General features: G+C 61.6%; 6 protein-coding genes and 1 pseudogene. 3 read left to right on the top strand and 4 right to left on the bottom strand.

Features of this window, described 5'->3' with window-relative positions:
- Positions 1-10 precede the first annotated feature (10 nt).
- Positions 11-322 carry a YqfO family protein gene (locus tag C4J92_RS21480; protein ID WP_124405192.1) on the bottom strand — a complete coding sequence of 104 codons (312 nt, stop codon included), beginning with the start codon at positions 320-322 and terminating at the stop codon, positions 11-13.
- Positions 323-326: 4 nt separating this feature from the next.
- Complete coding sequence (purL, locus tag C4J92_RS21485; RefSeq protein ID WP_124405193.1) at positions 327-4,223, bottom strand: phosphoribosylformylglycinamidine synthase; 3,897 nt, start codon at positions 4,221-4,223, stop codon at positions 327-329.
- Between the two features lie 286 nt (positions 4,224-4,509).
- Here purL and mltF point away from each other — a divergent pair, with 286 nt between their 5' ends.
- From mltF to C4J92_RS21500, 3 genes and pseudogenes are all read left to right on the top strand, one after another.
- On the top strand, positions 4,510-5,970 hold the full coding sequence (gene mltF, locus C4J92_RS21490) for a membrane-bound lytic murein transglycosylase MltF (protein WP_124364278.1): 1,461 nt from the start codon (positions 4,510-4,512) through the stop codon (positions 5,968-5,970).
- A 169-nt stretch (positions 5,971-6,139) separates the two neighbouring features.
- A pseudogene (locus C4J92_RS21495) lies at positions 6,140-6,313 on the top strand (UTRA domain-containing protein); the annotation flags it as partial.
- A 64-nt stretch (positions 6,314-6,377) separates the two neighbouring features.
- Positions 6,378-9,428, top strand: coding sequence for a membrane-targeted effector domain-containing toxin (locus C4J92_RS21500; protein ID WP_124405194.1), 3,051 nt, complete (start codon positions 6,378-6,380; stop codon positions 9,426-9,428).
- A gap of 68 nt (positions 9,429-9,496) precedes the next feature.
- Here C4J92_RS21500 and guaA read toward each other — a convergent pair whose 3' ends face one another.
- Both guaA and guaB read right to left on the bottom strand, forming a co-directional pair.
- Entirely contained in the window at positions 9,497-11,074 is a 1,578-nt protein-coding gene (gene guaA, locus C4J92_RS21505) for a glutamine-hydrolyzing GMP synthase (protein WP_124368247.1), read from the bottom strand.
- 81 nt (positions 11,075-11,155) lie between these two features.
- The gene (gene guaB / locus C4J92_RS21510; protein WP_014719807.1) at positions 11,156-12,625 is read right to left on the bottom strand and encodes an IMP dehydrogenase; all 1,470 of its coding nucleotides are present in this window, start codon (positions 12,623-12,625) and stop codon (positions 11,156-11,158) included.
- Positions 12,626-12,864 lie beyond the last annotated feature (239 nt).

Genomic DNA, 12,864 nt, shown 5'->3' on the forward strand with positions numbered 1-12,864 from the left:
AGCTACCGGATCAAAAATCCGCCAACTGCCACACCTCATACGCGGGTGTTTCATAGGGATGGTTGAGCTTCAACGCGGCCACTACCGCCACGATCAACTCATCCGCCACTACTAATTCAACTTTCCATTCCTGGACCATTTCAACCTGCCCGACCTGACCGATAAACGGCTGGCTGCCGTCCATTGGCCGGAACTGGCCGCGGCCCAGCACCTGCCAGGCGCAGCTGTCGTAGGTGCCGATGCGCCCGCCGCCGGCGGCGAAGACGGCGGTTTTCACCGTCTCCACATGGCTGTCGGGAACAAAGAAGGCAAGCTTGTACACCGCCTTAGTTCACCCACACGCGGGCGTTGCGGAACATGCGCATCCAGGCGCCGTCTTCGTTCCACTCTTCCGGGCGCCACGAGTTCTGCACGGCGCGGAATACGCGCTCCGGGTGCGGCATCATGATGGTCACGCGGCCGTCGCGGCTGGTGAGGCCGGTGATCCCGCGCGGCGAGCCGTTCGGGTTGGCCGGGTAGGTCTCGGTGACCTTGCCGTGGTTGTCGACGAAACGCAGGGCCACGGTGCCGGACAGGTCGGCTTCGAGCAGGGCTTCTTCGCTGGCGAACTCGGCATGGCCTTCACCGTGGGCGATGGCGATCGGCATGCGCGAACCGGCCATGCCTTGCAGAAAGATCGAGTTGGATTCCTGCACCTGCACCATGGCGACACGGGCTTCGAACTGCTCGGAACGGTTACGCACAAAGTGCGGCCAGAACTCGCTGCCCGGGATCAGTTCGCTGAGGTTGGACATCATCTGGCAACCGTTGCACACGCCCAGGGTGAAGCTGTCGTTGCGCTCGAAGAAACCCTGGAACGCATCGCGGGCACGGCTGTTGAACAGGGCCGACTTGGCCCAGCCCTCACCGGCACCCAACACGTCGCCGTAGGAGAAACCACCGCAGGCCACCAGACCTTTGAACTCATTGAGGTCAACGCGACCGGCGAGGATGTCGCTCATGTGCACGTCGATCGCATTGAAGCCGGCACGGTCGAACGCCGCCGCCATTTCCACCTGGCCGTTGACGCCCTGCTCACGCAGCACGGCAACCTGTGGGCGAATGCCTTTCTTGATGTAGGGCGCAGCGATGTCCTGGTTGACGTCGAAGCTGAGCATGGTGCTCAGGCCCGGGTTGTCTTCTTCCAGGATCACGTCGAATTCCTGCTCGGCGCAGTCGGCGTTGTCGCGCAGGCGCTGGATCTGGTAGCTGGTCTCGGCCCACTGGCGTTGCAGCAGGCGGCGCTGACCGGTAAAGACCGTATCACCGTTGAACGAGATATTCACTTCGCCGTTGTTGATCGGCTGACCGATCACCGCCACGCACTCAGCCAAGCCAGCGGCGCTGAACTGTGCCAGCACGTCTGGAGTCGCGTCCTGACGCACCTGGATCACCGCACCCAGCTCTTCGTTGAACAGGATGCCGTTGATTTCGGCAGCATCCTCGGCAACGCTGTCGAGCACGATGTTCAGGCCGCAGTGACCGGCAAACGCCATCTCGACCACGCTGGTCAGCAAGCCGCCGTCGGAACGGTCGTGGTAAGCCAGCAGGTGGCCGTCGGCGTTGAGGCCCTGGATCACGGCGAAGAAGGCTTTCAGGTCTTCAGCGTCGTCGACGTCCGGCGCGTGCTTGCCGAGCTTGCCGTGGGTCTGCGCCAGGATCGAGGCGCCCATGCGGTTCTGGCCACGGCCCAGGTCGATCAGGATCAGGTCGGTGGTGCCCTTGTCCATACGCAGTTGCGGAGTCAGGGTCTGGCGAATATCGGTGACCGGTGCGAACCCGGTAACGATCAGCGACAGCGGCGAGGTGACGCTCTTGTCGGTGCCGTCTTCGTTCCAGCGAGTGGCCATGGACATGGAGTCCTTGCCCACCGGAATGGTGATCCCCAGCTCAGGGCACAGCTCCATGCCGACGGCCTTGACGGTGTCGTACAGGCGCGCGTCTTCGCCGGGGTGGCCGGCTGCGGACATCCAGTTGGCCGACAGCTTGATGTCGGACAGCTTGCCGATGCGCGAGGCGGCGATGTTGGTGAGGGTTTCGCCAATGGCCATGCGGCCCGACGCCGGCGCGTCCAGCAGGGCCAGCGGCGTACGCTCGCCCATGGCCATGGCTTCACCGGTGTAGACGTCGAAGCTGGTGGCGGTGACGGCAACGTCGGCCACCGGCACCTGCCACGGGCCGACCATTTGGTCACGGGCCACGAGGCCGGTGATGGTGCGGTCGCCGATGGTGATCAGGAAGCTTTTGCTCGCCACGGCCGGGTGGTGCAGCACGCGTTCGATGCTGTCGGCCAGTTCCAGGGTGCTTGGGTCGAAATCATCGCCCAGCTCGGCTTCACGTACCGCCGAACGGTGCATGCGCGGGGCTTTGCCCAGCAGCACTTCCAGCGGCATGTCGACCGGGCTGTTGCCGAAGTGGCTGTCGGTCACCGTCAGCTGCGGCTCGGCAGTGGCTTCGCCGACCACGGCAAACGGGCAGCGCTCGCGCTCGCAGATGGCCTGGAAGCGCGCAAAGTCTTCAGGGCCGACCGCCAGCACGTAACGTTCCTGGGATTCGTTGCTCCAGATTTCGTGCGGGGCCATGCCCGGTTCGTCGTTTGGAATGTTGCGCAGTTCGAAACGGCCACCGCGGTCGCCATCGTTGACCAGTTCCGGGAACGCGTTGGACAAGCCACCGGCACCGACGTCGTGGATGAAACTGATCGGGTTCTTGTCACCCAATTGCCAGCAACGGTCGATGACTTCCTGGCAGCGACGTTCCATCTCCGGGTTTTCGCGCTGCACCGAGGCGAAGTCGAGGTCGGCCGAGCTGGTGCCGGTGGCCATAGAGGAAGCCGCGCCGCCGCCCAGGCCGATCAGCATCGCCGGGCCGCCGAGCACGATCAGCTTGGAGCCAACCAGGATCTCGCCTTTCTGGACGTGTTCTTCACGGATGTTGCCCATGCCGCCGGCCAACATGATCGGCTTGTGGTAGCCGCGCACTTCATCGCCACGCGGGGTGGTGATGGATTGTTCGAAGGTACGGAAGTAGCCGGTCAATGCCGGGCGCCCGAATTCGTTGTTGAACGCGGCGCCGCCGAGCGGGCCTTCGATCATGATGTCCAGCGCGGTGACGATGCGCTCGGGCTTGCCGTACGGCACTTCCCATGGCTGTTCGAAGCCCGGGATCTGCAGGTTGGAAACGGTGAAACCGGTGAGGCCCGCCTTGGGCTTGGCGCCACGGCCGGTAGCGCCTTCGTCACGGATCTCGCCGCCGGAACCGGTAGCTGCGCCGGGGAACGGGGCAATCGCGGTCGGGTGGTTGTGGGTCTCGACCTTCATCAGGATGTGCACCGGTTCCTGCACCGCGCCGTACTGGCGGGTTTCAGGGTCCGGGAAGAAGCGGCCGGCGACGGAGCCGACGATCACCGAGGCGTTGTCCTTATAAGCCGACAGAACCCCTTCGCTGTGCATCACGTAGGTGTTCTTGATCATGCCGAACAGGCTTTTTTCCTGGCTTTCGCCGTCGATGTCCCAACTGGCGTTGAAGATCTTGTGACGGCAATGCTCGGAGTTGGCCTGCGCAAACATCATCAGCTCGATGTCGTGCGGGTTGCGCTTCAAGCCGATGAACGCGTTGACCAGGTAGTCGATCTCGTCTTCGGCCAGGGCCAGGCCCAATTCGGTGTTGGCCTTCTCGAGGGCGGCGCGGCCACCGCCCAGCACGTCAATCGAGGTCAGCGGCTTGGGTTCGGCGTGGCTGAACAGGCCGGCAGCCTGTTCCAGCTGGCTGACGATGATCTGGGTCATGCGGTCGTGCAGGCTGCCGGCGATCAGCTCGGCCTCGGCGTCGCTGAACTGGCCGGCAACGTAGAACGCGATACCACGCTCCAGGCGCTGGATGCTCGAAAGGCCGCAGTTACGGGCGATGTCGCTGGCCTTGCTCGACCAGGGCGAGATGGTGCCGAACCGTGGCAGAACCAGGAACAAGCGGCCGCTCGGCTCTTGAACGGGGACGCTGGGGCCGTACTTCAGAAGGCGTGCGAGCACTTGCTGTTCGTCGGCGGTCAAGACGCCGGCTACGTCGGCGAAGTGAGCAAATTCAGCATACAAGCCTGTAACAGCTGGAACCTTCTGGCTCAGTTGCTTGAGGAGTTTGCTGTGGCGAAAGGCAGAAAGGGCAGGAGCGCCGCGCAGGATCAACATCTTCGGGACAGCCTCGGGAAGGGGTGTGCTTTGAGGCCGTGCATTCTAGCGTAAACCTTCGCCAACGGCACCCGAAACGCTACCGTTGGCCGCTGCCGAACGTCAGTTGGCACGGTTTGCACGGGGCCCTGGGGTGTTCCCCGGCATCGGGCGCAGATATTTTAACCGTCACAATCGGGCGCCAAGCCACGTTTCTGCGGGGTGCAGCACAGTTTCGGCGGCGCTAGCAGACAAGTCCACCGCTGTCGAGATATGGCGCCGTGGGCCGTTTGCGTATACTGCGCAGATGTTCTCCCCAACTGTTTTGCGCCCGCGATGCGCCAAATGGCTCATCGCCACCGGACTCTTCCTGATGCTCAGCGCCTGTGTTGATAAACCCAGCACGCTCGAGCGAATCAAGGAGGATGGCGTATTGCGGGTGGTTACCCGGAACAGCCCGGCGACGTATTTCCAGGACCGCAACGGTGAAACCGGTTTCGAATACGAGCTGGTCAAGCGCTTTGCCGATGACCTGGGCGTTACGCTTAAAATCGAAACCGCCGACAATCTGGATGACCTGTTCGGTCAGTTGGGCAAACCCAACGGCCCGGTGCTGGCCGCCGCCGGCCTGGTCAGCAGCGAACAGCGCCAGCAGCAGGTGCGCTTCTCTCACCCGTACCTCGAAGTCACGCCGCAGATCATCTACCGCAACGGCCAGTCGCGGCCGACCAACGCGGCCGACCTGGTCGGCAAGAAGATCATGGTGCTCAAGGGCAGCACCCACGCCGAGCAGTTGGCGGCGCTGAAAAAGCAGAACCCTGCCATCGAATACGAAGAGTCCGACGCCGTCGAGGTGGTCGACCTGCTGCGCATGGTCGACGAAGGGCAAATCGACCTGACCCTGGTGGACTCCAACGAAGTCGCCATGAACCAGGTGTACTTTCCCAACGTGCGGGTCGCGTTCGACCTGGGCAACGCCAGCAACCAGAGCTGGGCGGTGGCCGCCGGTGAAGACAACAGCCTGCTCAACGAAATCAATAGCTACCTGGACAAGGTCGAGAAGAACGGCACCCTCCAGCGTCTGAAAGATCGCTATTACGGGCACGTCGATGTACTTGGCTACGTCGGCGCCTATACCTTCGCCCAGCATCTGCAGCAGCGCCTGCCCAAGTACGAGAAGCACTTTCGCGCCTACGCCAAGGAAGAAAAGGTCGATTGGCGACTATTGGCGGCCATCGGCTATCAGGAATCGCTGTGGCAACCGGCGGTCACCTCCAAGACCGGCGTGCGCGGCTTGATGATGCTGACCCAGAACACCGCCCAGGCGATGGGCGTGTCCAACCGCCTGGATGCCAGGCAAAGCATCATGGGCGGCGCCAAGTACCTGGCCAAGATCAAGGACGAACTGGACGACAAAATCGCCGAGCCCGACCGCACCTGGTTTGCCCTCGCCGCCTACAACGTCGGCACCGGCCACCTGGACGACGCGCGGCTGCTGGCGAAGAAGGAAGGCCTGAACCCGAACAAGTGGCTGGACGTGAAGAAAATGCTACCGCGCCTGTCGCAGAAGCAGTGGTACAGCAAGACGCGCTACGGTTATGCCAGGGGCGGCGAGCCGGTGCATTTTGTGGCGAACATCCGGCGCTACTACGACATCCTGACCTGGGTGACCCAGCCGCAGCTGGAAGGTAACCAGGTGGTCGAAGGCAATTTGCATGTGCCGGGTGTGGATAAGACCAAGCCGCCGGAAGATAACCCGCAGCTCTGATGATCGTTCCCAGGCAGCGTGTGAGAATGATCAATAAAAATATTGGTTTGGCTTTCTGTAGAAGCGAGCTTGCTCGCGTTAACGATTACGCAGCGATACTGGTTTAACGCGGCGCTCTCAGTTTTTTCGCGAGCAAGCTCGCTCCTACAGAGCCACGACGCCAACGGCCATCGAAGCCGTGCCTCGCAGCAAGGACGACCAGGCACATTTAGACCTCGATGGCCAAAGCCATGTGATCGTGGTGAGTAACCAGACGTTCTTGCAGGACGGGCGGCAGTTCGAGTACACCGAATCACGACACACCCTGGATAAGTTCTACTTCTGCGATATCGCCAGGCGATAATTATCTACCCGCCGCCCTTCTGAAGCGCTTGGCATGCTCGGCTCTCCCCCTCAAGGAAAGCAGCATGCCGCTTACCGACACATCCCCCGCCGCCCAGCAACAACTCAAGGCCCTGGCTCCCGTGGTGCTGGATGCCTACCCGAATATGCAGACGATGGCCATCGAAACCGCCCGTGAGATTCTCGCCAAACATGGCCTGGCGGATCTGGACCCCGATCATGTGTACTGGCACCGCTTCAACGGCGGCTACAGTGACGCGGCGACTTATACCGGTTGGAGCCATAACGAAAAACCGCAGGAGTCGATGACGCTGACGCAGTTGGTCATTCACCGCTTCAATGTGCATGACCAGGACAATGCCGACCTGCTCGACGGCGACGGTGGCTTCTATCTCGACGGGCCCGAGGCGCGGCTGTTCGATCACCACAACGAAGTGCGGCTATCGGCCCGAACAGTGCTCGATGATTTCTGGGCGATCAACTTCTGTGATCGCTACACCACCCGCATGGAGGACTTCTGGAGCGCCCACTTCGACGACTTCCGTACTCTGGCCAAGGTCAACTGCCTGGCCCAGGCGCTGCAAGCCCGCCAGGCCGGGCACCTCACCGAGCCCCAGCTGCAAACGGTCCTCCAGGCCTTGGCCAGCAACTTGCCCTGGCCCCCGACCCTGTCCAATCTGCACGCCGAGTCACCTACGGTGGATGGGCTGCGTGTGGCGGCGCTGGATATCGGTGGGCATATCGCCACGGACATCCTGCGTATCGTCGACCACGCTGGCCGGCAAATCCTCTACGTCCCCGGCGACGCCCAGGCTTTCCATTGTTGCGAGACACCCGCCGACCTGCATTTCTGGCTGCTGAACCAGACCAATCATCCGGACAACCGCGCCCGGTTCATGGCCCACTTCCCGCTGTCAGCCCAAGTCCAGCAGGACGACACCGACGCCGTGACGTGGAAGCAGATGCTGCTCACCCCCGTATTGATCTATCGCACCGCCCAGGCTCTGACGGGTACCCTGCCGCCGGACTGGGTGGACAAGGGCCTGTACCACCAACTCGACCAGCTGTTTATCGACTGGGGGACCTGGAATCACCATCTGATCAACCAGACCGACCAGACGATTGAAGGCGATGCGTTTACCTGGCTGGCACAATCGAGCCAGGCACGCATGCACAACGATGCGGACTTCTCGCTGCGCAGCAACGGCGACCTGCGCAAGAAACTGTGGATCGGTTACCTGAATGCCTTTGGCAAAACCTTCGGCCCGATGGCGGTGGCGGGCTGGCCGGTGGCCTTGGTGGTCGTGGGGGCCAGCGTGGCGAATCTCGGCCTGAATATCGACCAGGCCATCAACGGTAAAACCCTCGCCGAACGCCGCGCCGGAGCGCTGGGCGCGATACTCAGCGCCATCGACACCCTGTTCAACCTGGCGCTGCTGAAAGCCGACGGGGTCATGCCGGATATCGCCGAAGCGACCGAAACCCTGGCGGTTGAAACCCCGCTTCCCGCAGCCCCCCCTGCGCCACCGCCGATACCCGAACCTACGGTACCCGCAGCCTACCAGACCAACCTGATACTGGAAGGCGAAACCCTGGATACCGCCCCCGGAAAGTTTCAGCAGATTTATTCCCTCAGGTCCACAGGCGGCATGCCCCAGCACGCCATCCTGCTGGACGATCAGGCCTATTACGTACGTTATGAAGGCGATCCCAATGGCCGTGGTTATTGGGCTATCGTCGACCCGAACAACCCCCATGGCTTTTCCGGCTCGCTGGCGGTGCGTCTGAATGAGTTCAATGAGTGGGAACGGGTGTCCGGCGGCAAAAGCCTGAAAGGCGGTGGCGGCAACTCCAGCAAAGCCGCAAAGAAAACGCCCCCCTCGCCCACCCCACCACCTTCGCAACCTGTGGCTCAGTCACCCAGCGACGTGCACAGGGTCACCACCCAATTCGATACCCCGCCATCGACGCGCCCGGAAGTAAAACGCTGGGCAATGGGGCTCAATGAAACTCACGTTCAAAGCCGTTTCGGTCGCATCGACCGTTTCACTCACTACTACGGCGCAACCCACCGCAAACTGCTGCAATTGGCGCAAGACTTCTACAACGAACTGCCCTGGACCCGGTTACCGGCTCGCCCGGACATCCCCGCCTTTGAACCCACTGCCACCCTTGATGAAGCCCTCGAACACCTGCCCGACGAGGTACCGGGATACGTCATCGGTGAAACCCTCGACCGTGTCGCCAGCACCCGCCTGGTAATCGAAAAGATGCCGCTCTTTGCACACAAGGGCGTCAAAACCCTATACATGCGCCGCCTGCTCAATGACTTCGCCCAGGATGATTTGAACCTTTACTTCCGCACCGGGGTTATGTCCGAGGACCTGGAAAACCACCTGAGCCAACTGGGCACTGACCCATCCGGGCAATTCAACGAACTGGAACTGGTCAAGGCAGCCAGGGACAACGGCATACGCGTGCAGGCAATCGACTGCGCAGCCCATTACAAATACCCCAACCCTGTCGCCGACCTGTCAGAACAAGTCACGAGCAATTACCTCGCCCACACCCTTATCCAAACCGATAGAGCCCTGAACGGTGGCGGTAAGTGGCTGGTACTGACGGGCGCGAGAAACATCAACACCTTCAATGGATTCGCCGGCCTCAGTGAGCTGGAAGGTGGCATCGGGCTGCGTGTCGAAGAGGTGCTGCCTGGACAAGGTAACGATGTGCGCCTGGACCCCGGCGTCGCCATGGATCGCGACACTGCGCCCCTGCTTGAAAGCACCGGCGATAGCTTCGACACTTTCCATGCCGACCTGCGAGTACAAGTAGAGGCGCCTCTGGTGCGGCGCACTGTGCAGCAAAACCATCGGCTGTTGTTTCGCAAGGGCATGTACCTGATAGATGAAAGCCAGGGCAACTACACCCTGCTGCATCACAGCAGAGACAGGGGCATCGTCAGCACGCCCATCAATCGGCTGGCCGATGGCAGCTTTTATATCGACCGGCCTGGCTGGGCTACGATCCATAATGTGCACTTCCCCACGCTGGAAAAGCTGTCCAGTGCCCTCACTAACATGGGCATGAGTTTGCAAAGCCGGTTGCCCATCTGACAGACAATAAAAAACCTGGCCTCGGCCAGGTTTTTCAGTGACTCAACGCTGGCCATGTCGGCCAATATTTATTCCCACTCAATCGTCGCCGGCGGCTTGCTCGATACGTCGTACGTCACGCGCGAAATACCTTCGATTTCATTGATGATACGGCCGCTGACGGTTTCCAGCAGTTCGTACGGCAGGTGTGCCCAACGGGCGGTCATGAAGTCGATGGTTTCCACCGCACGCAGGGCCACGACCCACGCGTATCGACGGCCATCGCCTACAACGCCTACGGATTTCACCGGTTGGAACACCACGAACGCCTGGCTGACCTTGTGGTACCAGTCGGCCTTGCGCAGTTCTTCGATGAAGATGTGGTCGGCGCGACGCAGCAGGTCGGCGTATTCCTTCTTCACTTCACCTAAGATGCGCACGCCCAGGCCCGGGCCCGGGAATGGGTGGCGGTAGACCATGTCGTACGGCAGGCCGAGTTCCAGGCCCAGACGGCGGACTTCGTCCTTGAACAGTTCGCGCAGCGGTTCTACCAGCTTGAGGTTCATTTCCTCAGGCAGGCCACCGACGTTGTGGTGGGACTTGATCACGTGGGCCTTGCCGCTCTTGGCGCCGGCCGACTCGATCACGTCGGGGTAGATGGTGCCTTGGGCGAGGTACTTGATGTTGTCCAGGTGTTTAGCCTGGGCATCGAAGACGTCGATGAAGGTGCGGCCGATGATCTTGCGCTTCTTCTCCGGGTCGGACTCGCCAGCCAGGTTGTTGAGGAACTGCTCCTCGGCGTTGGCACGGATCACCTTGACGCCCATGTTCTCAGCGAACATGGCCATCACTTGCTCGCCTTCGTGCAAGCGCAACAGGCCGTTGTCGACGAACACGCAGGTCAGTTGGTCGCCGATGGCTTTGTGCAGCAGCGCAGCAACCACGGAGGAGTCAACACCGCCGGACAGGCCGAGCAGCACGTTGTCGGTACCGACCTGGGCGCGCACCTGGGCGATGGCGTCTTCAGCGATTTTCGACGGCGTCCACAGGGCTTCACACTCACAGATGTCGAGGATGAAGCGCGACAGGATGCGCCCGCCTTGCTTGGTGTGGGTCACTTCAGGGTGGAATTGCACGCCGTAGTAGCGACGCTCATCGCTGAACATGCCCGCGATCGGGCAGCTCGGGGTGCTGGCCAGGATGTGGAAGTCTTCCGGCATCTTGGTGACCTTGTCACCGTGGCTCATCCACACGTCGAGGCCGAACAGGCCGTCGGCGTCGATGTGGTCTTCGATACCGTCCAACAGGCGGCTCTTGCCGACCACATCAACCCGCGCATAACCGAATTCACGCAGCTCGGAGCCTTCAACCTTGCCGCCCAGTTGTTCGGCCATGGTCTGCATGCCGTAGCAAATGCCGAAGACCGGTACGCCCAGGTCGAACACCGCCTGCGGGCAGCGCGGGCTGTTGGCTTCGTGCACGGACTCGGGGCCACCGGCGAGGATGACGCCTTTGGGTGCGAATTCGCGGATCGCTGCGTCATCCATGTCGAACGGGTGCAGTTCGCAGTACACGCCGATTTCACGCACGCGGCGGGCGATCAGTTGGGTGTACTGGGAACCGAAGTCGAGGATCAGGATGCGGTGGGCGTGAATGTCGAGGGCCATGAAGTCAGTCTCGTCTAATGAATCAGAAACAACTCGGGGCTGAAAGAACAGCCCCGGTTACTTAACGTTTTGCTGGAAGCCTCAACCTACGCGGTAGTTTGGCGCTTCCTTGGTGATCTGCACGTCGTGGACATGGGATTCAGCCATGCCGGCGCCGGTGATCCGCACGAACTCTGGCTTGGTGCGCATTTCTTCGATGTCGGCGCTGCCGGTGTAGCCCATCGAGGAACGCAGGCCGCCCATCAGTTGATGGATGATCGCGCTCAGGGTGCCTTTGTACGGCACACGGCCTTCGATACCTTCCGGGACGAGCTTCTCGGCGCCTGCAGAGGAATCCTGGAAGTAGCGATCGGACGAACCTTGCGCCTGGGACATGGCGCCCAGGGAACCCATGCCACGGTAAGCCTTGTAGGAACGGCCCTGGAACAGTTCGATCTCGCCCGGCGCTTCTTCGGTACCGGCGAACATCGAGCCCATCATCACGCAGGAAGCACCGGCAACGATGGCCTTGGACAGGTCACCGGAGAAACGGATGCCGCCGTCGGCGATCAACGGCACGCCGGTGCCTTCAAGGGCTGCGGCGACGTTGGCGATGGCGCTGATTTGCGGCACGCCGACACCAGCGACGATACGCGTGGTGCAGATCGAGCCAGGGCCGATACCGACCTTGACCGCGTCAGCACCCGCTTCGGCCAGCGCCTTGGCGGCAGCGCCAGTGGCGATGTTGCCGCCGATCACCTGCACGTCAGGGAAGTTCTGCTTGACCCAGCGCACGCGGTCGATCACGCCTTTGGAGTGACCGTGGGCAGTGTCGACCACCACCACGTCAACGCCGGCGGCGACCAGGGCCGAAACACGATCGCCGGTGTCTTTACCGGTACCAACGGCGGCGCCGACGCGCAGACGACCTTGGTCATCCTTGCTGGCCAGCGGGTAAGCCTTGGCTTTTTCGATGTCGTTGACGGTCATCATGCCCTTGAGGGCGAATTTGTCGTCGACGATCAGCACGCGCTCGATGCGGTGCTTGTGCAGCAGTTCACGCACGTCGTTCTTGTCGGCGCCTTCCTTGACCGTGACCAGACGCTCTTTAGGCGTCATCACTTCGCGGACGGTGACTTCAAGACGGTTCTCGAAACGCACGTCACGGGACGTGACGATGCCGACCAGGTCGCCATCGTGCAGTACCGGAACGCCGGAGATGTTGTGCATGCGGGTCAGTTCGAACAGGTCACGCACGGTGGCGTCGGCTTCGATGGTGATCGGATCTTTCACCACACCGGCTTCGTAACGCTTGACCTTGCGCACTTCGGCAGCTTGCTGCTCGATAGTCATGTTCTTGTGGATGATGCCGATGCCGCCTTCCTGAGCCATGGCGATGGCCAGACGGGCTTCGGTGACGGTGTCCATGGCAGCGGAAACCAGGGGAATATTCAGCTCGATGCCACGGGTTAGGCGGGTCTTGAGACTGACTTCGTTAGGAAGCACCTCGGAATAACCGGGCACTAGGAGAATGTCGTCGAATGTCAGAGCTTCTTGGCTGATACGCAGCATCGCGGGGGCTCCCGAGCGGGAAAATGGAAGCGCGCCATTATACTCAGACACCCCTCAGGTCTCAACGTAAAACTCTGACATATTTGGGAATAGTGATAGATGGAGAAATCTGGCTTCGCCTGATCGTTCCCGCGCTCTGCATGGGAATGCCGCCTTGGACGCTCTGCGTCCCACCGTTGAGGTGACGCGGAGCGTCACAGGATGCATTTCCACGCGGAGCGTGGGAACGATCATCGGGG

It is taken from the genome of Pseudomonas sp. R3-18-08, assembly GCF_003852065.1.
In the GTDB taxonomy this organism is placed as follows: Bacteria; Pseudomonadota; Gammaproteobacteria; order Pseudomonadales; family Pseudomonadaceae; genus Aquipseudomonas.